This window comes from Bacillota bacterium, from assembly GCA_013314855.1.
Lineage (GTDB): Bacteria > Bacillota > Clostridia > Acetivibrionales > DUMC01 > Ch48.
Genome location: JABUEW010000061.1, coordinates 1 through 25,187, shown reverse-complemented (window position 1 = coordinate 25,187; position 25,187 = coordinate 1). Strand labels below are relative to the sequence as shown.

Here is a 25,187-nt window from a genome sequence, read left to right as displayed (position 1 = left end):
ATTTTATCATTTCTATATCTTCAGGACTAAATGTCCTACCTGAAAATGTTCTATTAGTATTGTTCATGACTTGATTACCTACCTCCCCCAAGTCTACTATACAATACTAATCTTGTACGTGTCCAACTCGGTTTTGCGAAAATATTTTTTTGCTACTCTCTATAACTCTTGTTTTCTCTTTCTTTTAAATTCGTGCTTCATCTCTGGGGTTCTATCTTTTTCTTTTTCATAAGGTATAAGAGTAAAATCAAAATTATTCAAATACTCCAAACTTTCTTTGAAGTGTATTGGTACCTCTATTTCAGGTACTACTCCCCTATTGCATTGCTTTGCTGCTTCAAGAGATATTTTTTGCCACCTTGTTTTTTTCTTTTTCTTATCTTCTTCACTATTAAACTTTAAAACAGTCCTTTCTGTCATTATTGGTATTATTCTTTTTACGCCAAGCTCTACACCCTTTTGTACAATATAGTCCATTTTATCACCTTTAGGTATTCCTTGAAAGAGGACGATATCAAAAGGAGGTTCCGTTCTGTTCTTCGATATACTTACTATTTTTGTAGTAATTTGTCCCTGCCTGAAGCTATCAATACGTACTTGGAAATCAGTGCCATTTCCATCGCATAAAACTAAAGGATCCCCAACATGGCACCTAAGAACATTTTTTATATGATTAACATCTTCTCCCGTAATTATAATACTATCTGAAAAAATATTATTCTTATCTGTTATAAAGAACCTGGACATCTAAATACTATCGCCACCCATTCCCCTTCTTCAATTATCTCTTTATACTGGAAACCATTTTTTAGATACTCCGAAAGTACACTGTCTTTTTTATCCTTTATAATACCTGAAGCTATAAATAGGCCTCCTTCTTTCACATAAAGTCTTACTGTCCAGGCCAAATTAATTATTACATCGGCTATTATATTTGCAACAACCAAATCCGCTTTTCCATTCCCTAAATATTGAAAGCATTGCGCATCTCCATCTTCCAAGTATTGTACTTCACTACCAATATAATCCAAGGAGCCTTTGAGAACCTTAACCATGCCTTCCACATTATTAACCTTGCAATTGTTTTCTGTAACCCTTACTGCCTCTTCATCAATATCCAGCGCCAATACACTTTTTGCTCCAAGTTTTGCAGCAATAATTGAGAGTATACCTGAACCCGAACCCACATCTATTACAGTGTCGCCATTCTTCACATATTTTTCTAACAACAGGACGCACATTCTGGTGGTTTCATGAGTACCTGTACCGAAAGCCATACCAGGATCCATTTCAATTATAATTTTATGCATATTACCGGTGTATTCTTCCCAGGAAGGCTTTATAACAATATTTTCGGTTATATTAAAAGGCTTGTAATAACTTTTCCAATTGTTAGCCCAATCTTCCTCACAAAGCTCAAAGTATCCAACTTCCATTTTACCTGTATCAATGTGCTTTGAAATATCCGATATTTTATCCTCAATTATTTTGATTAAGCAATCTATATTTTCCCTTGCAGGGAAGTACCCTTTTATTGTCACTGTACCATCATCTGCAGCAGCCTTTCTTAAAATTTCTTCCTCTATATAATCATAATCATATATGCAATCAGTTTTACCTGTACCTGCAATTCCATCAATTATGTCCATAACATCATCTACAGCAACACCATTGGCGCCAATGGACATTAGCATATCAGATACGGCATCGCATGCTTCTCTGTTTGTTCTTAACCTTACTTCATACCACTTCATCCCGTTTACTACATCCCACCTTTTATCTCTAACCTCCCACTTCTAACCTCTAACTTCTCACCTCTCACCTCTAACTCCTCACTTCTATCTTCTGACCTCTCACTCCCCACTCCCTACTACCCACTATCCACTACCCACTATCTCTTATCCACCTCTCACCTCTAATTTTTCTATAGTCCTAGGGCATCTTTCATTTTATCAAAAAAAGTTTTTCTATCTTCATATACTTCGTCTCCGCTTATAGAGGCAAATTCTCTTAGGAGCTCCTTTTGCCTTTCATTTAGTTTTCTGGGAACTTCAATATTTACTTTAAAAAACAGGTCACCTCTTCCGGTCCCACGGATAAAGGGGATGCCTTTTCCTTTCAATTTAAACACTGTCCCTGTCTGGGTACCCTCAGGTATGTTATATTTAATTTTCCCTTCCAGAGTGGGCACTTCCAACTCCCCTCCAAGTGCACTCTGTACAAAGGTTATAGGGATCTCACAAATTATATCATTTCCTTTACGCGTAAATATAGGATGAGGTTTCACCCTTACATCAATATATAAATCCCCTGCAGGCCCTCCTCTTAGACCGGGTTCCCCTTCTCCCCGTAACGAAATTGTTTGTCCATTATCAATTCCTGCAGGTATTTTAACTTTAATTTTTACATTCTTTCTTACCTTTCCACTACCACCGCAGGTATAGCACGGATTGGTAATAATTTTTCCTTCTCCTCTGCATACATCACAAGTTTTAATATTAACAAAATGCCCAAAAGGTGTGCTTTGTTTAAACTGTATCTGACCAGTACCATTACAATGTTTACATGTCTCAAGGCCTGTGCCGGAGCTTGCGCCTGTCCCCTGGCAAGTCTGGCAAACTTCTATCCTATTTAACGATATTTCTTTTTCCGTTCCAAAGGCAGCTTCCTCAAATGTGATATCTATACGATACTTCAAGTCTGCTCCACGCTGGGGTCCTGTCCTGCTTTTTGAAGTCCTCCTGCTAAAACTGGAACCGCCAAAAGCACCTTCAAAAAAACTCTCAAAGATGTCTCCAATTCCCCCAAAGTCGAAGTCGCCAAACCCTCCAAAACCGCTATCAAAACCTCCCTGTTCAAACGCTGAATGGCCAAATCTATCGTATTTTGCTTTTTTTTGCGGGTCGCTTAACACCTCATACGCCTCGTTAACTTCCTTAAATTTTGCTTCAGCCTCTTTATCACCCGGATTAACATCAGGGTGATATTTTTTTGCGAGTTTTCTATATGCTTTTTTTATTTCTTCATCTGACGCATTCCTATCTATACCAAGCACTTCATAATAGTCTCTTTTATTTGCCATTCCACCATCTCCTTGTCACCTTTCGGTCATCCAAGTTATTATAGCATATTAATAAACATTATTACAATTATTTGTTTAAAAATCCTGTTCGGTTAAAAATCTACAAGGGCGGTGATTTGCCGCCCCTGTTACCTGATTTGTCGAAATTAACTACAACTACATTCTCCACAAGCATTTTATATGCTTAAAAAGTCTCTTCTTTTATTTCTTATCATCGTCATCCACTACTTTATAGTCTGCATCATAGACATTGCCGTCCTGGCCTGCTCTAGGACCAGGTCCATGCTCCTGCCCGCCTCCCGGGTTAAACCCGGCCCCCTGCGCGCCTTGACCTTGTTGCTGTTGTTGGTAAATCTTTGCCGATATATCGTAAAATGCTTGTTTTAGAGCTTCTGTAGCCCTCTTTATAGAATCTATATCCGTACCTTTTAACGCTTCCTTGACCCTTGCTATTTCTGATTCAATTCTCGACTTTTCACTACTGCTCAACTTATTACCCAAATCTTTCAGGGTTTTCTCAGCCTGATATACAAAGGAATCGGCCTCATTTCTTGCTTCGGCCTCTTGTCTTCTCTTTTTATCCTCTGAAGCGAACCGTTCGGCCTCTTTAACAGCCCTATCAATCTCCTCTTTAGAAAGGTTACTGGATGCAGTTATAGTAACCTTCTGCTCCTTTCCTGTCCCTAAATCCTTGGCAGAAACATTTACTATACCGTTGGCATCTATATCAAATGTTACTTCAATCTGAGGCACCCCTCTTGGTGCCGGAGGTATTCCTGTAAGCTGGAACCTTCCAAGTGTTTTGTTGTATGCCGCCATTTCACGTTCACCTTGTAAAACATGGATTTCAACGCTTGTCTGTCCATCTGCGGCAGTCGTAAATATTTGACTCTTTTTGGTAGGAATTGTAGTGTTCCTTTCAATAAGCTTTGTAAACACTCCTCCGAGGGTCTCTATACCAAGGGACAACGGCGTTACGTCAAGCAACAATAAGTCTTTAATGTCGCCCGCCAAAACGCCTGCCTGTATTGCTGCACCTATAGCTACACATTCGTCAGGGTTTATTCCCTTAAAAGGCTCTTTCCCCATGTATTTCTTCACAGCTTCCTGTACTACAGGCACTCGCGTAGAACCACCCACTAAAAGAATTTTATCTATTTTGTCAGGAGTCAAGCCCGCATCTTCCAGAGCCTGCCTGGTAGGTCCCATTGTCTTCTCAATTAAATCTGCAATAAGCTCTTCAAATTTAGCCCTTGTTAGTGTCATGTCAAGATGTTTAGGGCCGCTGACATCTGCAGTTATAAAAGGAAGATTTATATTAGTGCTTGGAACGCTCGAGAGTTCAATTTTCGCCTTTTCAGCAGCCTCCTTCAAACGCTGCAACGCCATTTTGTCGTTTCTTAAATCAATCCCGTGTTCTCGTTTGAAATTCTCTGCCAGGTAGTCAATAATTCTCTGATCAAAATCGTCGCCGCCCAACCTGTTGTTACCGCTGGTTGCCAACACTTCAAACACACCGTCGCCTATTTCAAGTATTGATACATCAAATGTACCTCCGCCCAGGTCATAAACCATTATTTTCTGGTCATGTTGCTTATCCAAACCATACGCCAAAGCTGCAGCGGTAGGTTCGTTTATTATTCTAAGGACTTCAAGTCCTGCAATCTTTCCTGCATCCTTGGTAGCCTGCCTCTGTGAGTCGCTGAAATATGCAGGCACTGTTATAACAGCTTGCGTTATAGGTTCGCCGAGATAACTTTCAGCGTCCGCCTTTAACTTTTGCAGTATCATAGCAGATATTTCCGGTGGCGTGTATTCCTTATCGTCAATTCTAATTCTTCTATTTGTACCCATATCCCTTTTTATGGATATTATAGTTCTATCGGGATTTGTTATTGCCTGTCTTTTTGCAACCTGGCCAACCAATCTTTCTCCTGTTTTTGAGAAAGCAACAACTGATGGTGTAGTACGGCTACCCTCTGCATTAGGAATAACAACGGGTTCTCCACCTTCCATAACAGCTACGCATGAGTTCGTAGTACCTAAGTCTATTCCAATTACCTTTCCCATATATTTCTACCTCCTGTTTTTGTAAACTTTGTTTAACATATTTATAATTTTTGTTCTTTATTCTTTATAATGAAAGAGATTAACTCTTCATATTAAGTCTGACAACGCAATGCGACGCTTATCACGCTTTTCAATGAAAAGCGTCAGAAGCGAGCAGTGCTAGGAAGACAAGGGGCAAAAACCGCAGCATATGTGGGTATATGTGAGGATTTTTGCGCCCGAAGTCTGACAACGCAATGCGACGCTTATCACGCTTTTCATATCAATTTGCAACTTTTACCATACTATGCCTTATAACTTTATCCTCCATAACATAACCCTTCCTCAATTCTTCCACAACTTCACCTTCACCATATGCTTCATCCTTTACATGCATAACTGCATCATGAAAGTTTGGATTAAACTTCTCCCCCACACACTTAATTTGTTCTACACCCAAATTCTTCAGGATTTCGCTAAACTGGTTATAAACAAGCTCTATTCCTTCCCTAACAGTTTTCAAATCGCATTCTTTTTCTGTAGCCTTAAGTGCTCTTTCAAGATTATCTACCACCGGTATGAATGTCGCTACAACATCGCAAACTACTTCCTTACCCAAAACTTCCTTCTCTTTCTGGGTCCGTTTTTTGTAATTATCAAATTCTGCTGCAGTCCTCTGCAACATATTAAAATATTCTTCACACTTTGAAGTTGCTTCTTCAAGTTGTTTTCTTAATTTTTCCATCTCTTTTTTTAAATTTTCTTTTTCATCATTTAAGCTATCTCCTGAATCTGCACCATTATTTTTGCAGTTATTATCCTCACCATTTTTGCATTCATTTTCCCCACAATTTTCATTTTCAAAGTCGTTACTGCATACATCCTTTCCCTTGTCTTCGCTGCATGTTGTTTCACCAGTGCTGCCAGTACTATTCATTTCTTTTTTTTCTTCCTTCATTTGCCATTCACCACCTTATTTATATTTGCTTACTCACCAGGAAAATTCATCTTGGTTTATTCCCATGAGCTCCACAAGCTCCCTGTTTATCATCTTCCTAATGTAATTTAAAGATGCTATTACCTTGGAATACTCCATCCTGGTAGGGCCAATAACTCCAATCGACCCTATAATTTCATTATTTATACTGTAAGTTGCAGTTACCAGACTACAATCCTTTATTTCTTCAAATTCATTCTCGGTCCCAATCCTTACCTTTATACCCCCATTTTCAATACTTTTGTACATTAAAGCACATAATATTTCCTTTGTATTAAGGACACTAAGGAACTGCTTTGCCCTCAATACATCATGAAATTCAGGGAAATTGAAAATGTTCGTCGTCCCTTCGAGGTACACATCTGAGTTAAAAATCTGGCACAAGCAATCATTAATACCGTCCATAACAGGTATAATAATGTCTTTATTTATATAAATTTCCCTTTCTATATTATCCTTTAAGTCCCTTAAATTTATTTTTTCCAACATAATACCTGTAAGTTTAGTATTCAACAAATTAGAAAGCCTTTGTAAAGAATCGGAAGAAACATTACCCGCTATTCTCACTAAACTGTTCTTTACTAGCCCTGCATTAGTTACAACAATTACAAGCAACTTATCATAATGTACAGGTAGCACCTGTACTGTCTTTAATGTGCTTTTATTCATTTGCGGTGTTATAGCCATAGAAGTATACTTTGTAATATCTGACACAACTGCAGAAACCTGGCTTATTAGCTGTCCCAATTCATTAATCTTCATCTTTAAAGCTCTTTTTATCTGCTCAATTTCAGATGCCGTTAATTCTATTTTGGGCATTAATTGATCTACATAAAACCTATAGCCCTTGTCGGATGGAACCCGACCTGCCGATGTATGAGGCTGTTCAAGCAATCCCATCTCTTCTAAATCAGCCATCTCATTTCTAATAGTAGCTGAGCTTAGCCCAATCTCATGTTTACGGGCAATAGTCCTTGAGCCTACCGGCTCTGCAGTGTCAATGTAGCTGTCAATGATGGCTTTTAATATTAACTTTTTCCTATCACCTAGTAACATCATTAACACCCCTTTTTTGTTAGCACTCGTTAACGGCGAGTGCTAATTCTATACTTAAAATACCACCCACTGTTTTTTTTGTCAAGAGTTTTTTTACTATATATTGTTTATTATACATTGTTTTTTTACTATATGGGTGCTTTTTCTATATGAATTCAACAAACACCTGGTTTGCCAAATCCAAACCTAAATCAGTCAATTTAAGCCTCCCTTCTGAAAAATATAAAAGCCCTCTTTTTATTAGAATACCTATATTATCACCGTATAATTCTAATAATTCTTTTCCAAATTTCCTTTTAAAATCCTCTAAACTTATTCCATCTATAAGTCTTAGTCCAAGTATAAGGTACTCGGATATCCTTTCCTCTTCAGTTATCACCTGGATGTTTTCCAAAGGAATTTGGCACCTGGAAATATTATACACATAATCTTCGGGCTTTTCCACATTATTGTATCTTTTGTTTTCAAAATATGAATGCGCACCTGCCCCCAAACCGATATATTCCTCACCTTTCCAATAAATCATGTTATGTCTGCTTTCAAAACCCGGTCTCGAAAAATTGGATATTTCATAATGCTTAAAACCTTTACTTTTAAGTTTTTTTACAGCCATATGATACATATCCCTGTCAAGTTCATCTTCTATAACCTGTATCTTACCCTTTTTAATTCTTTCTTCTAAAACCGTACCTTCTTCAATCTTTAAACTGTAACATGATAAGTGCTCTATCCTTTCACAGGTAACCTTTTCCAGTGTCTCCTCCCACTCATATAAGGACTGCCCCGGCAACCCAAAAATCAGGTCAGCGCTGATATTATCAAACCCTGCCTCCCGTGCCAGGTTTAAGTTGTTTACAAAATCCTTTGCTCTATGAATTCTACCCAAACTTAACAAGAGTCTGTCCTGCCATGCCTGCAGTCCCATACTTAACCTGTTTATACCGGCTTTTTTATACATTTTCAGTTTTTCCAATGTCAGGGTACCGGGATTTGCCTCTATAGTTATTTCCACATCTTTTGACATATAAAATGTTTTAAAGCATTCATCAATAATCTCACATATATATATTGGATGTACAAGGGAGGGTGTGCCTCCCCCAAAAAATACGGATATTACTTCGTAGTTGCTTCTATTTCTATAATAACCTATCTCTTTTATCAGCGCTTTACAATACTCAGGAATAAGGTATTCCTTTGAAGCATATGAATTAAAATCGCAGTAATAGCACTTAGATTTACAAAAAGGTATATGAATATATACTCCTATTCTCTTAGTGTTTGAATCTTTGACTTCAATAACCGCTTTCCTGTCAAAAACTTTTTGGTCATTGATAGCTTTTCTCCTCCCTTTTTAAGTGTCCAACTTCAATACACTCATAAAGGCCTCCTGGGGAATTTGCACTGTCCCCACCTGCCTCATGCGTTTTTTCCCTTCCTTCTGTTTTTCCAGAAGCTTCTTTTTTCTGGTAATATCGCCTCCATAACACTTTGCCAGCACATCTTTTCGAAAAGCCCTAACTGTCTCCCTGGCAATTATTTTTCCTCCAATACATGCCTGTATAGGTATTTCAAACTGGTGCCTGGGTATGGCTTCCTTTAATTTTTCAGCCATTTTCCTTGCCCTGGGGTATGCCTTTTCCCTGTGTACAATAAAGGAAAGAGCATCTACTATCTCCCCGTTCAGCATAATATCAAGCTTTACCAAATCCGCTTCCTTATACCCAATAAGTTCATAATCAAAAGAAGCGTAACCCCTTGACCTGGATTTCAAGGCATCAAAGAAATCATAGATTATTTCATTTAAGGGTATTTCATAGTTCATCATTACCCGGCCTTCATCGATATATTCCATGTTTTTTAGTATGCTCCTCCTCTCCTGGGCAAGTTCCATAATATTGCCTACATATTCTGAAGGCGTCATTATTGAAGCGCGGACAACAGGCTCTTCCATTTTTTCAATTTCAGTAACGGGAGGCATGTTGGTTGGATTGTCAATATTGATAACCTTTCCGTCCGTCTTTGTTATTTTATATATAACACTGGGCGCAGTAGTAACTAAATCCAGGTCATATTCCCTTTCCAGCCTCTCCTGCACAATCTCCATATGAAGCAGCCCAAGAAAACCGCACCTGAAACCGGCCCCTAATGCTACAGATGTTTCCGGTTCAAAAGTTAAAGCCGCATCATTTAATTGCAGCTTTTCTAAGGCATCTTTCAAATCTGCATATTTTGCCCCATCTGCAGGATATATGCCGCAAAACACCATTGAGTTAACCTTTTTATAGCCGGGCAAGGGTGTTTTCGCCGGATTATGGGCTAGAGTAATTGTATCCCCTACTCTCGCATCCCTTACATTTTTAATACTTGCCGCTACATATCCAACATCTCCTGCAAGGAGTCCTTCACACTGCACTAATGTATGAGGAAGCATATACCCCACTTCAGTTACCTGGAACTCCTTACCTGTATTCATCATTTTAATGTAATCCCCCGGCGCAACCTTTCCTTCCTTAACCCGTATAAATGCAATAACACCTTTATAATTATCATAATATGAATCAAAAATCAGCGCTCTTAAAGGCGCCTCCTCATCGCCTTCCGGGTGAGGAATTTTATTTACGATGCACTCCAACACACTTTCTATATTTACCCGGTTCTTGGCAGAAATCATGGGTGCATCTTTTGCTTCCAGACCAATAATATCTTCAATCTCCTTTTTTACATGCTCCGGCTGTGCATTGGATAAATCAATTTTATTAATAACCGGAATAATTTCCAGGTTATGCTCAAGGGCAAGGTATACATTGGCCAGAGTCTGGGCTTCTATACCCTGTGCAGCATCTACCACAAGTATGGCTCCTTCGCATGCAGCAAGGCTTCTCGAAACTTCATAGTTAAAATCTACATGGCCAGGCGTATCTATAAGATTAAAAATATATTCCTCCTCATTCTTATGCTTATACACCATCCTCACAGCTCTTGCCTTTATGGTTATGCCCCTTTCCCTCTCAATATCCATACTGTCTAAGACCTGCTCTTGCATTTCCCTTTCAGTTAGCAAACCGGTCATTTCAATTAATCTGTCGGCAAGGGTAGATTTACCATGGTCGATATGGGCAATTATGCAAAAATTCCGTATTTTTTTCTCTCGTGCACTTGCCATTCGCTCTTTCCTTTCACTCCAACACTTGGTTCTTATTTTTCAACAATATATTATAACATAAGTATCGGGCTATGAATAGGAAATTTTATTTGCATAACTTATCAATAAACTTAAGTAAATAATTTGCATCAGTATAAAACTTCATGTTCATAAAGCATACTTCCAGCTGTGAGTCAAAAGTTTTAAAAGATATTATTTTAATTTTGCCTGTATCAGTCATAAGGCCGTTAATTGAATAGTCGGCAATAAGAATACCCGCCACTGCTAAAAAAAACGATAAAAGGGCAATACGAAGGCACCGTCTTTTGTATCGCCTGATATTTTTATAATTTTCAAGCCTCCCCATGTAACCACCTCGCGTACAACTGGCACAACCAAATTATACTACCACGTATATTATTACCTGTTATAACCTATTTAATAACTTCATATATAGCTTTAGCCAGATATTTAACACTTTCAAGGCACTCGCTTAACAGGTTTCCGTCACCGCCTATCTCTATAATTAATGAACCGGTAGTTAGATTCTGATTATATACGTTATTGCTTATATAAATGTGTCTTGCCAACCCCGGGTGCTGCTTATTCAAATTTTCCTGGAGTTTCAGGGCAAGTTTCAGATTCTCTTTCCAATTAGGATGTTCGGGCCTTCTTGCATCTGTTCCTACTACAAACATTATTTTTGCCACATCCTTACCGTCAATTTTTGTTGTCAACCGAAGCTTTGACTGGTCCTTGCTAAGACCATCCCTATGAATATCAAATACCAATTTTATTGAAGGGTGGCTCTTTAAATAATTATTTAATGTTTCGTAAGCATTGCTGTAGGCCTTCTCATAATCGGGATAATCGTGTACAGTGCCGTTATGCAGCACATCGTACCCATACTTCTTTCTTAATAACTCTGCAAGTTCATGACCTACCCTTACAACACTTTCCTGAGGATCTAAAGACCAATTGGGGACATCTTTTTTATTCAGGTCGTCAAGTTTCTTTATAAAGCTTTCAGTAGTATGCGTATGAAAAATCAATATTTTAGGCCCGCTTCTGTTAAACTTTATATTAAGAGGTTCTTTTAAAAGGGCATCTACATCAATTTTGTACTTTGTCATATTTTGAATTACTATTTCTTGTCCATTAATGATACTCTCTTCCGGAGTTTCTAATTTTTCTTCCTCTCCCTCATAATAATAAAAGCTTATCTTACCACTATCCTCATTTCCATTATTATCACTGTTATTACCAGGCATATCTTCATTGAGCTTTTCACCAGGTTTCCTTTCTTCCAGTCCCTTATCATAATTGCTATCAATATTTCCCCGGGAATCCTGGCGGGGTTCTCTGCCTGCCGCACTATCGGGATCTATACCTTCATCCTTTTCAATTTTATCTTCTAAAGCAAGCAAGGGAAGATAGTTATTTTTATAGTATAAATAAAAATAGGGAGCCTGCGTATTCATGATTGTTACCGGCGCATTTAAATCAAAGCCTGAAAACATCCTCACTAGTTTTTTTACCTGTGCTGTAAAAGGATTACCTATACTTCCGCTGTTGTATGTAACATTTATAAGGGGTAAGGTAGAGTTTAAAATTGATTTAAATTTCTCTACATCAATTTTTTCAACAATTTGGAAACCATTATTATAAATATAGTTACCACCTGCAATCCCTATTCTTACAGCGCCGTAAGAAAGGAGCAAAAATACGGAAACTGTGACGACTTTAAGGAAGACCTGTGTTTGTGACCTTCTCCAACGTCTTTTTATCATCTTTATCCCCGCCTGTAGTAAACTATATACAATTATTATTCTACCCCAGGGGATATTATGACAATCAGTCCGATCAGATTAACTCATATGACCTTAAAGTCACAAATACCTATGAAAAGTTTTTAGATTAAAGCCATCCTGCCTTATTGAAAGGATAATATCTTAAAATAACCTTTCCGGTTATTCTTTTCTTTTTCACAGGACCTATGCTCCTGCTGTCCAGGCTCGCATGGGGAAGGCGGTTATCGCCCAGTATATAAACACAGTCTTCAGGAACTGTCAAGCTGCTATACTCCGGATTTACCTCCTGCGTCTCACTTCCGTTAATATAATCTTCCTTAACCTCTTCACCGTTAACAAACAGCTTTCCGTTCTTTATTTCTACAGTATCATTCCCGATAGCCACAACCCTTTTTACAACATAATCTTTACCTTTTTCCAGGTATTCAGGAATATATACTGTTACCAAATCTCCTCTTTTTAATTTATCTATCCTGGGACTTATTTTCTCAACTATCAACTGGTCTCCATGATTTAAAGTGGGTAACATTGAATTACCGTCTACAATAGTCCTTTGAGCTATAAAGGTAACTATGAATAGACCTATAAGAACAGCTAAAATTATATGTATAGCCCACTCAAAGACCTCTTTTAAAATATAGTTACCCGGCATAAAAACCACTCCTATCACGAGTTACACTGTAGTCCTGATATGTAGCTCCCTTAGCTGTTTCTCTTCTACCTCACTTGGTGCGTTTGTCAGGGGACATGAAGCATTTTGAATTTTCGGGAACGCAATTACATCCCTTATGGAGTTTCTTCCGGCCATGAGCATAATTAGCCTGTCAAAGCCAAAGGCCATACCTCCATGGGGAGGTGTCCCGTATTTAAACGCTTCTAAAAGGAAGCCAAACCTTTCCTGTGCTTGTTCCCGGCTAAACCCCAACAATTTAAACATTTTTGCCTGGAGCTCCTGGGTGTGTATCCTTATACTTCCGCCTCCAAGCTCAACTCCATTAAGTACAAGATCATAGGCCTTTGCCCTTACCTTTCCCGGATCAGTTTCCAGGTATTGTATATCTTCATCCATTGGAGAGGTAAAAGGATGGTGTCTAGCTGTCCAACGCTTTTCTTCCTCGTCGAACTCAAGAAGTGGAAACTCTGTAACCCACAAAAACTTATATTCATTTTTATTTATCAGGTCAAGCTTTCTTGCCAACTCCAACCTTAATTGGCCAAGGGCGTTATATACTATTTCTTCATTTTTATCGGCAACAAAACATATTAGATCTCCCGGCTCAGCTTTCACCCTTCCGAGTATTGCCTTAATTTCTTCTTCTGTAAGGAATTTGGTAATGGCAGACTTAAGCTCATTTTCTTCCACAACAATCCAGGTCATACCTTTTGCCTTATTGTCCTTTACAAAATCAACAAGGCTGTCTATTTCCCGCCTGCTGAACTTGGTTCCACAACCTTTCGCGTTAATAACCCTTACACTTCCCCCATTTTTCACTGCATCGGAAAACACCTTGAAACCACTATTTTCTACAATATCGGATATGTTGACAAGCTCAAGGCCAAACCTAATATCCGGCTTATCTGAACCAAACCTGTCCATGGCCTCCTGATAGGACATCCTGGTAAAAGGTTCGTTAAACTCTATTCCAAGGATTTCTTTAAAAGCTTTTTTCACAAAACCTTCGTTTACCTCGATTACATCCTCGACATTAACAAAGGACATCTCAACATCAATCTGGGTAAATTCAGGCTGCCTGTCAGCTCTCAAATCTTCATCTCTGAAACATTTTACTATTTGATAGTATCTATCAAATCCGGACACCATAAGAAGCTGTTTAAAAAGCTGGGGTGACTGAGGCAGGGCAAAAAACTTTCCGGGATGGACCCTACTGGGCACAAGATAATCTCTTGCCCCTTCAGGGGTACTCTTGGTAAGCATAGGTGTCTCAATTTCCAGGAAACCCTTGGAATCATAATAGTCTCTGGCAAGCTTGGCAACTCTATGCCTTAATATAATGTTTCTTTGCATATCAGGTCTTCTTAAATCAAGATACCTATACTTGAGCCTTATTAGCTCATTAGCATCTAAATCTTCTTCAATATATAAAGGAGGTGTTTCCGCAGTACTTAAAACTCTCAGTTCTCTTGCTTTCACCTCAATTTCCCCCGTATCTATCTTGGGATTTACGGTTTCAGGATCCCTTTTAACAACTTCTCCCGTTACTGCTACTACATATTCACTTCTTAAACTTTCTGCTTTTTTAAATATTTCCCCATTGTCACCTAAGTGGAACACAACCTGGAGTATACCCGATCTATCACGCAAATCAATAAATATAACACCCCCCAGGTCTCTTCTCTTGTGCACCCAGCCCATAACTGTAACTTTTTGACCTACATCCTTTAATCTTAAATCATTGCACATATGGGTCCTTTTCATGCCATAGATTGATTCTTCCATACTTATTCCTCCTACTTCTACTTTTAAGCGTATCTAAGGTAACTTATTTGTAATTTAATTTGTAATTTAATTTGTAATTTATTAGTTGTTATTTATTTTTCAATCTATTCAATATTGAATCCAGGCTTACATCCTTTTGCTCTCCGGTTTTCATGTTCTTCAGTACCGCCCTATTGCTCTCAATTTCATTATCTCCTATTACCACTGTATAAGTAGCTCCAAGCTTATCTGCATATTTCATCTGGGCTTTAAGACTTCTTCCCATAACATCCTTTTCTGCATTGACTCCTACACTTCGCAGCTGATATACAAGCTTTTCGGCATACCTATCGGCAGTATCTCCAATTGGTGCAATATATATATCAATACCCTCCGGCTTCGCAATTTCAATTCCCTGGCTTTCCATTTCCATAAGAAGCCTTTCTACTCCCAGTGCAAATCCTATTCCGGGAGTCTTTGGGCCACCGAACAGCTCAACAAGCCCATCATACCTGCCGCCTCCGCATATAGTGCCCTGGGTACCCACATTAGAAGATACAAATTCAAAAACTGTCCTAGTATAATAATCCAAGCCCCTTACTATATTCTTGTTAATATTGTAATTTATCTCCAGGTTATCAAGGCCGGCTCTCAAGCCTTCAAAATGCGCCTTACATTCACCACACAGATTGTCCAACAATGCAGGGGCATCCTTAACATATTGTTTGCATTTTTCTTCCTTACAATCCAGTATCCTTAAAGGATTTCTTTCAAAGCGTTCGATACAGTTATTGCAAAGTTTTCCTAATAAAGGCTTTAAAAATTCTTTTAATTTTAGGTTATACTCTCTTCGGCAACCTGGACATCCTATACTGTTAATATCAAGTTCAATACCTTTCAAGCCCAACCTCTTAAACAGTACATCAACTATACTTATTATTTCTACGTCTACAGAAGGGCCCGATGCACCAAATACCTCAACTCCAAACTGGTTAAATTCCCTATACCTTCCTTTTTGTACATTCTCATGCCTGTAAGCTGTAATATTATAATAAAGCTTTACCGGCTGGGGTAATGATGCCATACCATTTTCTATATAACTCCTTACTACCCCTGCAGTACCTTCAGGCCTTAAGGTTATGCTCCTTCCGCCTTTGTCCTGGAAGGTATACATTTCCTTTTGTACTATATCGGTTGTATCTCCCACACCTCTTTGAAACAATTCAGTATATTCAAAAACAGGAATCCTTATTTCCTCATACCCAAAATTTCTGCACAATTTTGCTATTACTTTTTCTATATATTGCCATTTATAAACTTCCCACGGGAGAATATCCCGCGTCCCTTTAGGAGCTTTTACAAGCATTTTAATCTTCCTCTCATAAAAACATATTAAGTAACATTACATCAACGCCAGGCAAATTGTCTTTCTTATTCTTATAATATTATCATAGTATGTATTATTAAATTATTAGTTATATTTTAAATATGTATACCTGCATTGTCAATATAAGCCTTTCTTAATATAATGAATATTCTGTTATAAAGTCCTCGGGTTTGTGCCATTCAGAGTCAAAATCTTCCCTCTTCTTCGCACCTGCAAAAACAAAGTCATTTGGGTAACCATCACTCAAGCAAAAGCCAATTCGTCCAGGATTATCGAATTCAATGACCTTTTTTATTACAGCCCTGCTATCCATAATTTTACGCCCTCCAATTATTTATTTTTTATAGTCCTTAATGTTATTTATTTTCAGTATCATTATTTGTTTATATAAGTTTATTTCAAAAAAGTTTTACTTTATTATTACAATAAAAGTTTTAATAATGCTTTACAATTTAAATTATCTCATATAGTTATCTAATATGCAAATATATCTATACCTGATAATTTCTTGTAACTATTGTCTTTTACGAATCAATATAAAAGCTATAGAAAAAAAACAAGGGCGGTTTAAACGCCCTATTATATTTGTTGGTAATTTTATATCTATTCCTTTCAGGTATCTTAATTCTTTCCTGCCTGTTTATATTTACTATATGCATCATTCAATATTTTAAGAAGGTCATCTAGTCCGGATTTCTTAATTTGATTTACATATTCATCAAATTTATTCAGAGATTCAACACCCATAATAAACTTATCTACCATAGGTTCTTTGTAGGTTTTAATTTCTGTTGAAATCTGAATTCTTGTGGAATGATCTTCTTCTGAAAGCATTAACGTTGGCATCGGTGCTTCAACAATCCCTGATTCTCTATAAAGTTCCCAGGCTTTTATTGTCCAGGGAGCAGTTTTCTCCATAGCCTGGAAATGAGAATCCCACCCAATCTGATAAGGAAGCGCTTGCCAGAACATGCCGTCTTTAATTCTTGCTGTTTCAGGATCAATTCCTTCGGGGTTCTTGGTAATTAGATCAGTATATACCGGTTTTCCATTAACCATATTATAATGCAATCCTTCTATTCCATAGCTAACCAGAATTGTAGCCTCTTCAGTAAAGAGATAATCCAGATATTTTATAGTTTCTACTGGATATTTGTTTGACTTGGAAATAGATGTTCTGTAAAGAACATATCTTCCAGCAGTAGCACTATCTTTATATCTCTTTCCATCTTTACTTTTCATAGGAAGTATAGGAGTAAAATTAAATTCAGGATTCAGTTTTTGAAGTGCAGCATTTGACGCTGCAAATCCACTTCCAGGCCATACAAACATAAATCCTGCCTTGTTTCCACCTGCCTTACTAAGCCACTGATCTCTTGTAGCTGTAAGGTAGTCTTGCTCTAGTAAACCTTCTGTATACAATTTATTAAGGAATGCCAAACCTTCTTTATAACTTTCTTCTATAGGTCCATATTTTATTGTATCAGTAGCTGGGTCTACATAAAGATCCATATGGGCGCCAAAAGCGTTTATGATAGGAAGTATGGTATTAGTTTTGCCACCTTGACCTGCTATAAAGGGGATTTCATCCTGTTCTCCATTACTATTAGGATCTCTTTCTTTAAATGCTTTTAACACATTATAGAGCTCGTCAATGGTTTCCGGAATATTCAATCCCAGCTTTTTAAGCCAATCTTCACGTATCCCATATACTGCTCCAATAGCGTTAGATGAAGTTAAACAAGGTATACTATATACATTTCCGTCTAAGGCAGTTATTTCTCCCCAAACATTCATCTTATAAGGCAGTTTCTCTCCTTGCAAAGGGTTATCCAGGGCTTTTTTAATATTTGGAGCATAATTTTTAATTAAATCCTGCAATGGTATAAGGTTACCTTCCATCCCATATTTAAGGACCAAATCTGTGTTTGAGTACCCAATAATATCAGGTATGTCTCCAGATGCCATAATAAGATTAAATTTCTCGTCAGGATTAGTTATTGGTAGTATTTCCCACTCAAGATGGATATTTGTCCTTTTCTCAAGTTCCTGGAATACAGGCATATCGTTGCCAAGCTGAATATCAGCACGGGTTGGTGAAAGGATTCTTAAGGTAAGTTTATCTTTTACTATTGGCAACATTGGAGAACCTTTTAAACTGTCATTCTTTGAAGTATCTCCTTTAGGGCTACTATCGGTCGAACCTGATGACTTATCTCCGTCACCAATTGCTTTTTTCCCGCTGCAAGCTGTAAGCGCTAGCAGCATGGATAATACCAGTATTACACTTATTAGTACCATTAATTTTCTTTTAAACATAAATATAAACCCTCCTTCTCAACTTTTTATAACTATTATTTTTATATTAACCCCTTCAAGGGGGAATTCACAATTTTACCCTTTTATTGCTCCTATCATAACCCCTTTGACGAAGTATTTCTGCAAGAAAGGATAAACACTAATTATCGGAAGAGAAGAAATAATTATAGTGGCATAACGTATGGTCTGTCCAACTGCATCTCTCCCCTCCATAACATCTGCCATCAAATCACTTTGCTCATACTGAATTAATATTTTTCTAAGCAGCATTTGAAGAGGATATAATTCTTCTTTATTTAAATATAGCATGGCATTAAAATAGCTGTTCCAATGACTTACTGCATAAAATAGAACCATAACGGCCATAACAGGTTTCGAAAGGCTTAAGTAAATTTTCAATAAAATTCCTATATCATTACAACCGTCAATAGTGGCAGCTTCGTATAAACTTTCTGGTATGCCTTCAAAAAAGGTACGCATTATTATTAAATTCCATGTACTAATAGCAACTGGAATTACAATTGCCCATCGAGAATTAATCAATCCCAGATTTTTTACGAGAAGATATGTCGGGACCATACCCCCACTAAAAAACATTGTAAAGGAAATAAACATCATTATTGGATTCCTTCCGCTGAACCTTTTCCTTGAAAGAGGGTATGCAGTAATGGTTGTAAGTAACATATTTATGGTGGTACCTACGCTAACATACCAGAGAGTATTTTTATAGCTTATCCATACTAACCTATCCTCAATAACCCTCCTATATGCATCGAAAGTAATCCCTTTGGGCAATAACCATACTTTACCTACAGCAACAGCAGCAGGATTACTTATAGAGCAACTGAGAATATAAACAAAAGGGTATAGCGTAATGCATATAACCAGTGCAATAAACATATAATCAATAGCATAAAATATTCTATCTCCTATTGAAAGCTTCTTTAACATTAGCTTCAACTCCCTCTTACCACAAGCTGATTTCACTTAAATTCCTGCTTATCTTATTTGCCAAAATAATCATAATAAAATTGATTACTGATTGAAATAATCCCACTGCAGTTCCAAAGCTGAATTCCCCACCAGCGACACCACGCCTGTATACATATGTATTTATTACATCAGCTGTTTCATACACAGCTGGGTTATACAAAAGTATAATCTTTTCATATCCTACGCTTAGGATGTGCCCCAAGTTAAGTATTAAAAGAATAATTATAGTTGGCAATATACCTGGAATTGTAATATGCCATATTTGATTTAATTTTGTGGCTCCATCTACTATAGCTGCTTCGTATAACTGACTATCTATTCCACTTATTGCAGCAAGATATATTATAGAATTCCATCCTGCAGACTGCCATATACCAGAAGCTATATATATTGTCCTGAACCATTCAGGCATAACAAGAAACTGTTTTCTTTGCCCTCCTAATAAGCTAATCAAATTATTTATGAAACCATCAGTAGACAAAAAGTTAACAACCATTCCCACTGCTATTACAGTAGATATAAAATGCGGTAAATAACTAATGGTCTGTGCAGCTTTCTTATACCATCCATGTTTTATTTCATTAAGCATAATGGCAAGAATTATTGGTGCGGGGAAACTAAATATTATGCTATATATATTAAGAAGTAAAGTATTTCTTATTAAACGCCAGAAAAATTGTGATTCAAAAAACTGTTTAAACCACTTAAACCCTACCCATGGCCCTCCTAAAATTCCTCTTGCCGGAGAGTATCTTTCAAAGGCAATTACAAGGCCGTACATAGGACCATATGCAAAAATCAAATACCATATTATACCCGGTAATACAAGTATCCACAAGTACTTCTCTTTTTTTAATGTTTTAATAAATCTTTGAAAGCCTTTTTCCTGTTTTAATTTTAGCTGCTTCAATTTCGAATGTTTTAATAAGACTATATTATTTATTCTCAATATTACCAACCCCATACATACTACTTCAAATATTTTGTGCTCATTGTTGTTTATTAGTTATTACCTATTCTCATTCTAACTTAGTTGTTATCTTTAAGTAAATACAAAATACTTTACTTTGGTTAACAATAGATGACTTTGACTATATTCATTACTTTACTTTTTTTAACTCTACATGACATAATAATCATTCTGCAAGGCTGCTTGTTCTTTTAACAAACCATGCAATAAATTACAGGGTTTGTAGTTTCTGCAGAAAGCCAATTAAAAAGAGCAATACCCTATTCTCTAAATGCGGATGTTTTAATGTGCTGAAAGCTTTTCAGCATTTATCTCGGCGTACATCATATCCCGGTATTGTTTGGGTGTTATGCCCTCTACTCGTTTGAATGTGCGAATAAAACTATTAATGCTTGTATATCCTGCTGCATCGGAAATTTCACCAATTTGTTTCAATCCTGCTGATAACATATGCTTTGCCTTCTCAAGTCTTATATTGTTGAGAAGGTCGCCAAACCCCGTTCCAAATTCTTGTTTTATAAATCGACTAAGATAGGATGAAGAATAGCCAAGATTGTCAGCAAGCTCAACAAGAGAAAAGTTTTTGTTGGAGTAACTTTCATATAATATTTTTTCTATCCGTTTCTTAAGGCTAATATTTTGGCTACTTTTATTGTTTTGTACATAATCACACAGCTGCCTGTAAATACTATACACACTGTCTATCATTTGCCTTGAATTCCGATACTTATCTATGTCCAGAATTTGCTCGGGACTTTGCTTAAATACAACCTCAAAATCTACATTTATTTCTTCACAAGCTTTCAGGATAACGCCTACAAAATTATAAAACAGGCAATACATATAATGCACTGATGCATCACCTGCGTTATTTACAATGTTCTCAAAATACTCATTGAGTAAACTGAAACAAGTATTAAAATCTCCAATTTTGACTGAATTTAGCAATGGATTTCCGGAATGTACAGGCAGGTTAAGAGATGAAAAAATATATTTCTCTATTTCAGGGAAATATACTACAGGGTCATTTCCTTTGAGTAAACAATATTCCAATGATTTTTTGGATTCCTTGAAAGTAATATGAAGTTTATCTACCCCTTCATAAACATTTCCTACACCAATGTAAATGGTAATACCAAAATGATTACTAACAGCATCTCTTACATGTTTTATCTTTTGAATTATTGTATTGGTATCATAAGAAGTAATATTAAGCACCAGGCATAAACGTTCTTTTTCATCTATAAAGCTATATAATCTACAACCGGAATAAAATATACCTATATACCTGAATATAAACTGGGATATTGACATCTTTAAATGCTCACTACTTTCAAAATCAGCCATAATCACGCAATATAACTTATATGGCAAGAACACTTCTATTTTACTTATTAAATCATTTGAAAGAACTTTACCTGTACAAATGTTCATAAGAATATTGTTCATCATATAATTTTGGTTTTTATCCATATCATCCTGAAGCTTCCTTTTTTCACTTAATAGATTCTCTATTGTATCTATTGCAAACCGGTACTCATCCTCATACTTTTTATTATTATCAGTTTTATTATATACACTTGTGATATATTTCGTCAGGTTCTTCCATGGTGAATAACTTAAATCTGCCATCATTACCGACAAGGATACGGCAATTGCCACAGCAATTAGAACAATTAAAATAGTAAAGTTCCTTATTTTATTTACCTTGGATATTATGCTATCCATATTTGTTATAACAACATATATCCAGTTCTTGGCATTAGATTTTGCATAAGATACAACAACACTTGAGAGGCCTGGTGTTTGTAATACATAAGAGCCTTCATCAGAAAATGTTTTCTGTAAAATTTCCGGTAATAGGTCTTCTCCTCCACCTTTTGAAAAAATGATCTCTCCATCCTCTTTTACAATTGTTAATTGTCTTTTATGTTCAATATTAGTTTCACCGACCATAGCCAGCATATTCTTTTCTTCAATTAGCATTATGATATTTACAGGTGCATTTTTTTCACCAATAGGGATTGATTGAATGTATGTCACGTATTTGCCGTTTATTGTAGCTGCACTGCTTATATTCTTAATAGGAAGGTATTCGTTATAGTAAGTTCGGGACATTAACTCCTTTACTTCTAAAGGCTCCATGCCTTCATATCTTAATATATTTTCAAAAAAATAATCATCTTGATACTTACCTTCATCTGTAACAACTATACAGCCTTGTTTGAAATAAATAGCTATAAAACTAACAAAATTATTTCCTGCCCTGTAGTTCTTTATTATCTGTGAAACATCGTTAATATAAAAATTACCTATATGGTCAAGAGGGGATTTTACATAAAGAAATTCTTTTACTCGTTTATCAATAGATATTTGGACGGCAATATTATATATTTCTGTTGTCCTTACGTCCATAATATCTCTTAATTGCCTTGTTTTAAGGCTATCGGAACGGATAACTTCATCCTTAAACAAATTTTTTACAGGTATATACAATAGCAACATAATTATAATAATGGGTACAATAGATACCAAAACAAAAAAGAATATATACCGTTTCTTTAAATCCAAATTTGCTAAAGTCCTCAATTGTATCCAACTCCCTAAAAATAAACTTTAGCTGAGAATGATGTTACTTCCATCCTTACGGGTTAATTCCTTCCCTGTATTCCTTAAGTCTTTCCTGGTATTCTTTTGTTTTATGGTACCCACAGGAATGAAATTCATAGCACCAGCCCCTGTAAATACAATCAGGCACACATACCTTGTACAATTCAGGCTGTTCCTCTTTTATAGCTTCCAGCACAGCTTTCCACGCTTCTCTTGTTTCTTTGGACGCCTGGTTACAAAGCCTCTTCCTTGAAATATTTATCATAGCCTGGGCATTGGCAAGAATCTCATGCTCAACAGTATTTGCCTGGGGTAGTCCATCCCGGTCAATGCCGGTACGGTCTTCTCTTTGGCTCCTCACCCAGTGTTCAATACCAATTTTATGCCTTACAAAATGCACCGATATCCAATATTTTAAGTCATACCATTTGCATTTAATAAATAGCTGGCGTATTGGAGAATGTTCACAGAGAAGCATCCGTCTTTTCCACTGGGATGAAGGCTCCTTTGTACCCGATTCCCGGTTTATTGTAGTGTTTGCCGAATCTGCAACCTCACGCCACGTTCCTTTTGTACCTAAATATTCTACTCTCATATCTTATCCCCTAATAATGTTGGTATTAAAACTTTAAAAGAGGTATTTATATTTATTATATACTATTAAGCAACTATTAAGCAATTTCATCTGATTTAAAATTACCTGCTATACTTATTTTACTTTTCTCAGCCTTTGCTTTTGAAGAAGCAAGACTGGCAGTATTTATGATATTTGTAACAACCGAATATGCACTGTGTAATTTTATATTATATTTGTTTTTTCCTGCTATCCCAGCTGAGATAGTAACTAATATATTGTTTTGAAATTTATGGCATAATACAACATCAACCAGCTTATTTGCAATAGATATAGAATCTTTTATATTATATGGAATTAATACAATAAATTCATCTCCCGCAAACCTACATAAATAAGCATCGCTAGGAATACTTTTTTTAAGCAATATGCTGACTTCCTGTAATATAATATCTCCCTTTACATGGCCATATGTTTTGTTTATATGCCCAAAATTATTAATATCTAAAAAAATGATGGAAAAGTCCATATCCTCTTTTACAAGTTCTACTGCCTTATAATATATATAATCACTCCTGTAAAGCCCTGTCAGCAGGTCGACATGTTTTCCCAATTCAGCATCAAGAAGGTGTTTTGTAATAATACCGCATATTTCTTCATCTTCTTTTACAAGTAAAATATTAATCTTTTTTTGTTTTATTATCTCTTCTGCTGTCCATAAGTTGGCATCAAGAGATATAACTTCGTATTTATTCGATACAGCATCAGCAGCAATTCTGTTGGAATGAGCTTTTATTAGTTCTTGAGTGGTCAAAACTCCAATTATTCTATCACCCTCAACCACCGGAAAACAATCATATCCTTTTTCTAAAGCTATTTCCTGTATTCTGCCCACTCTACAAAGGGCATCAATCTTAATAAAATCCCTCACCATAATATCTTTAACTTTTCTAATCATAATTCTATAGATTTGCTAACCTGAATTGTGATATTAACTTGTGCCTTAATTATTAAAGTTTCGTTAGCAATTTTCCCCCCTTCTTCTATAATTAATTCCAGTAACTTATCTTTTGAGATCATGTTAAGTAGAGCTTTTCTTATAACAACAGCTTCAATCACCGGGTGGTCTATCCTTACAATATCATACTGTTCCGGAGACAATACATCAACCATCCTTCTTGCTGCCTCGGGACCAATGGCAGCTCTCTTTCCTACTATTAATACATCCTGCATGGGAGGCATTTCAAATTCAGACAACCTCATAATAATTTCTGCCTTCCTGTTATTTTCTTTACGGTAACCCATCTTTGCAAATAACTCCTTCCTACCATATTTTCTTATGTAATTATTTGCTCAATTGTATATATTTCTTACTATTATACTACAATACTGCAAAAATCTACAGTAATTTTTAAAATTTATAACTAATAAAGTAGCATTCACTAAACTCTGTACATATATTTTTAAAATTTTTCTATTAATTTAGCTAATTTGTTGACATTTTTAATTATATAGGTATAATATTTTTATAAATAGCTAAAATAAACTTGAAGAGGTGAAATTTATGATTGTTACCACTACGGAATTACAGAATAGTTTCGGTAAATACCTTAAGTTTTCGGAAACGGAGGACATTATAATTACCAAAAACGGAAAAAGGGTAGCCATGCTAGTGCCATATAAGGAAAATATATCTAAGAATAAATCTAATGAAAAGGGTGATCGTAATGAAGAAAGCAAGTATAGTGAAGAAAATAAAT

The 25,187-nt window shown here is 36.3% G+C and carries 22 protein-coding genes; 1 reads left to right on the top strand and 21 read right to left on the bottom strand.

Annotation, left to right across the window (positions count from 1 at the left end; translation table 11 throughout):
- Nucleotides 1-159: 159 nt before the first annotated feature.
- The 21 genes from HPY74_11710 to HPY74_11610 all read right to left on the bottom strand — a co-directional run bounded on the left by HPY74_11710 (nucleotide 160) and on the right by HPY74_11610 (nucleotide 24,732).
- Nucleotides 160-747: a 16S rRNA (uracil(1498)-N(3))-methyltransferase gene (locus HPY74_11710; protein ID NSW91315.1), complete on the bottom strand. Its 588-nt coding sequence runs from the start codon at nucleotides 745-747 to the stop codon at nucleotides 160-162.
- Nucleotides 729-1,754 (bottom strand): 50S ribosomal protein L11 methyltransferase, encoded by a 1,026-nt coding sequence (gene prmA / locus HPY74_11705; GenBank protein NSW91314.1) that lies wholly within the window; start codon nucleotides 1,752-1,754, stop codon nucleotides 729-731. Before prmA ends, HPY74_11710 begins: the two co-directional genes overlap by 19 nt.
- Nucleotides 1,755-1,924: 170 nt before the next feature.
- Nucleotides 1,925-3,082: a molecular chaperone DnaJ gene (dnaJ, locus tag HPY74_11700; protein ID NSW91313.1), complete on the bottom strand. Its 1,158-nt coding sequence runs from the start codon at nucleotides 3,080-3,082 to the stop codon at nucleotides 1,925-1,927.
- A 201-nt stretch (nucleotides 3,083-3,283) separates the two neighbouring features.
- Nucleotides 3,284-5,152: a molecular chaperone DnaK gene (dnaK, locus tag HPY74_11695; protein ID NSW91312.1), complete on the bottom strand. Its 1,869-nt coding sequence runs from the start codon at nucleotides 5,150-5,152 to the stop codon at nucleotides 3,284-3,286.
- 262 nt (nucleotides 5,153-5,414) lie between these two features.
- Complete coding sequence (gene grpE, locus HPY74_11690; protein NSW91311.1) at nucleotides 5,415-6,089, bottom strand: nucleotide exchange factor GrpE; 675 nt, start codon at nucleotides 6,087-6,089, stop codon at nucleotides 5,415-5,417.
- A 33-nt stretch (nucleotides 6,090-6,122) separates the two neighbouring features.
- Entirely contained in the window at nucleotides 6,123-7,184 is a 1,062-nt protein-coding gene (gene hrcA, locus HPY74_11685; GenBank protein ID NSW91310.1) for a heat-inducible transcription repressor HrcA, read from the bottom strand.
- Nucleotides 7,185-7,329: 145 nt separating this feature from the next.
- A complete protein-coding gene (locus HPY74_11680; protein ID NSW91309.1) occupies nucleotides 7,330-8,481 on the bottom strand; it encodes an oxygen-independent coproporphyrinogen III oxidase in 1,152 nt (383 codons plus the stop codon).
- Nucleotides 8,482-8,535: 54 nt separating this feature from the next.
- Nucleotides 8,536-10,347: an elongation factor 4 gene (gene lepA, locus HPY74_11675; protein ID NSW91308.1), complete on the bottom strand. Its 1,812-nt coding sequence runs from the start codon at nucleotides 10,345-10,347 to the stop codon at nucleotides 8,536-8,538.
- A gap of 85 nt (nucleotides 10,348-10,432) precedes the next feature.
- Complete coding sequence (locus HPY74_11670) at nucleotides 10,433-10,693, bottom strand: hypothetical protein (GenBank protein ID NSW91307.1); 261 nt, start codon at nucleotides 10,691-10,693, stop codon at nucleotides 10,433-10,435.
- Nucleotides 10,694-10,760: 67 nt separating this feature from the next.
- On the bottom strand, nucleotides 10,761-12,116 hold the full coding sequence (locus tag HPY74_11665) for a stage II sporulation protein P (GenBank protein ID NSW91306.1): 1,356 nt from the start codon (nucleotides 12,114-12,116) through the stop codon (nucleotides 10,761-10,763).
- Between the two features lie 127 nt (nucleotides 12,117-12,243).
- A complete protein-coding gene (gene lepB, locus HPY74_11660; protein NSW91305.1) occupies nucleotides 12,244-12,789 on the bottom strand; it encodes a signal peptidase I in 546 nt (181 codons plus the stop codon).
- 21 nt (nucleotides 12,790-12,810) lie between these two features.
- Nucleotides 12,811-14,595: an aspartate--tRNA ligase gene (aspS, locus tag HPY74_11655; protein ID NSW91304.1), complete on the bottom strand. Its 1,785-nt coding sequence runs from the start codon at nucleotides 14,593-14,595 to the stop codon at nucleotides 12,811-12,813.
- Nucleotides 14,596-14,683: 88 nt separating this feature from the next.
- Nucleotides 14,684-15,940 carry a histidine--tRNA ligase gene (locus HPY74_11650; GenBank protein ID NSW91303.1) on the bottom strand — a complete coding sequence of 419 codons (1,257 nt, stop codon included), beginning with the start codon at nucleotides 15,938-15,940 and terminating at the stop codon, nucleotides 14,684-14,686.
- A 154-nt stretch (nucleotides 15,941-16,094) separates the two neighbouring features.
- On the bottom strand, nucleotides 16,095-16,274 hold the full coding sequence (locus HPY74_11645) for a hypothetical protein (protein ID NSW91302.1): 180 nt from the start codon (nucleotides 16,272-16,274) through the stop codon (nucleotides 16,095-16,097).
- 308 nt (nucleotides 16,275-16,582) lie between these two features.
- Nucleotides 16,583-18,280, bottom strand: a complete 1,698-nt coding sequence (locus tag HPY74_11640) for an extracellular solute-binding protein (protein NSW91301.1) — start codon at nucleotides 18,278-18,280, stop codon at nucleotides 16,583-16,585.
- 75 nt (nucleotides 18,281-18,355) lie between these two features.
- On the bottom strand, nucleotides 18,356-19,231 hold the full coding sequence (locus tag HPY74_11635; GenBank protein NSW91300.1) for a carbohydrate ABC transporter permease: 876 nt from the start codon (nucleotides 19,229-19,231) through the stop codon (nucleotides 18,356-18,358).
- A 16-nt stretch (nucleotides 19,232-19,247) separates the two neighbouring features.
- Entirely contained in the window at nucleotides 19,248-20,237 is a 990-nt protein-coding gene (locus HPY74_11630; protein NSW91299.1) for a sugar ABC transporter permease, read from the bottom strand.
- Between the two features lie 288 nt (nucleotides 20,238-20,525).
- Nucleotides 20,526-22,832, bottom strand: a complete 2,307-nt coding sequence (locus HPY74_11625) for an AraC family transcriptional regulator (GenBank protein NSW91298.1) — start codon at nucleotides 22,830-22,832, stop codon at nucleotides 20,526-20,528.
- Between the two features lie 55 nt (nucleotides 22,833-22,887).
- Nucleotides 22,888-23,448, bottom strand: coding sequence for an FAD-dependent thymidylate synthase (locus tag HPY74_11620; protein NSW91297.1), 561 nt, complete (start codon nucleotides 23,446-23,448; stop codon nucleotides 22,888-22,890).
- A 76-nt stretch (nucleotides 23,449-23,524) separates the two neighbouring features.
- Nucleotides 23,525-24,385: a GGDEF domain-containing protein gene (locus HPY74_11615; GenBank protein NSW91296.1), complete on the bottom strand. Its 861-nt coding sequence runs from the start codon at nucleotides 24,383-24,385 to the stop codon at nucleotides 23,525-23,527.
- Nucleotides 24,382-24,732: a hypothetical protein gene (locus HPY74_11610; protein NSW91295.1), complete on the bottom strand. Its 351-nt coding sequence runs from the start codon at nucleotides 24,730-24,732 to the stop codon at nucleotides 24,382-24,384. The genes HPY74_11615 and HPY74_11610 overlap by 4 nt, the downstream gene beginning before the upstream one ends.
- A gap of 259 nt (nucleotides 24,733-24,991) precedes the next feature.
- Here HPY74_11610 and HPY74_11605 point away from each other — a divergent pair.
- Nucleotides 24,992-25,187: type II toxin-antitoxin system Phd/YefM family antitoxin (locus HPY74_11605; GenBank protein ID NSW91294.1), on the top strand; the 196-nt coding region annotated here is incomplete at its 3' end.

Bases quoted from the DNA above. Each gene is read 5' to 3' on its own strand.
- HPY74_11630 (NSW91299.1), bottom strand. From the start codon at position 20,237: ATGGGGTTGGTAATATTGAGAATAAATAATATAGTCTTATTAAAACAT.
- lepB (NSW91305.1), bottom strand. From the start codon at position 12,789: ATGCCGGGTAACTATATTTTAAAAGAGGTCTTTGAGTGGGCTATACAT.
- lepA (NSW91308.1), bottom strand. From the start codon at position 10,347: ATGGCAAGTGCACGAGAGAAAAAAATACGGAATTTTTGCATAATTGCC.
- HPY74_11665 (NSW91306.1), bottom strand. From the start codon at position 12,116: ATGATAAAAAGACGTTGGAGAAGGTCACAAACACAGGTCTTCCTTAAA.
- prmA (NSW91314.1), bottom strand. From the start codon at position 1,754: ATGAAGTGGTATGAAGTAAGGTTAAGAACAAACAGAGAAGCATGCGAT.
- HPY74_11620 (NSW91297.1), bottom strand. From the start codon at position 23,448: ATGAGAGTAGAATATTTAGGTACAAAAGGAACGTGGCGTGAGGTTGCA.
- HPY74_11670 (NSW91307.1), bottom strand. From the start codon at position 10,693: ATGGGGAGGCTTGAAAATTATAAAAATATCAGGCGATACAAAAGACGG.
- aspS (NSW91304.1), bottom strand. From the start codon at position 14,595: ATGGAAGAATCAATCTATGGCATGAAAAGGACCCATATGTGCAATGAT.
- dnaJ (NSW91313.1), bottom strand. From the start codon at position 3,082: ATGGCAAATAAAAGAGACTATTATGAAGTGCTTGGTATAGATAGGAAT.
- HPY74_11650 (NSW91303.1), bottom strand. From the start codon at position 15,940: ATGCTTGTAAAAGCTCCTAAAGGGACGCGGGATATTCTCCCGTGGGAA.
- HPY74_11645 (NSW91302.1), bottom strand. From the start codon at position 16,274: ATGGATAGCAGGGCTGTAATAAAAAAGGTCATTGAATTCGATAATCCT.
- HPY74_11610 (NSW91295.1), bottom strand. From the start codon at position 24,732: ATGGGTTACCGTAAAGAAAATAACAGGAAGGCAGAAATTATTATGAGG.
- hrcA (NSW91310.1), bottom strand. From the start codon at position 7,184: ATGTTACTAGGTGATAGGAAAAAGTTAATATTAAAAGCCATCATTGAC.
- HPY74_11615 (NSW91296.1), bottom strand. From the start codon at position 24,385: ATGATTAGAAAAGTTAAAGATATTATGGTGAGGGATTTTATTAAGATT.
- HPY74_11710 (NSW91315.1), bottom strand. From the start codon at position 747: ATGTCCAGGTTCTTTATAACAGATAAGAATAATATTTTTTCAGATAGT.
- HPY74_11640 (NSW91301.1), bottom strand. From the start codon at position 18,280: ATGTTTAAAAGAAAATTAATGGTACTAATAAGTGTAATACTGGTATTA.
- HPY74_11635 (NSW91300.1), bottom strand. From the start codon at position 19,231: ATGTTAAAGAAGCTTTCAATAGGAGATAGAATATTTTATGCTATTGAT.
- grpE (NSW91311.1), bottom strand. From the start codon at position 6,089: ATGAAGGAAGAAAAAAAAGAAATGAATAGTACTGGCAGCACTGGTGAA.
- dnaK (NSW91312.1), bottom strand. From the start codon at position 5,152: ATGGGAAAGGTAATTGGAATAGACTTAGGTACTACGAACTCATGCGTA.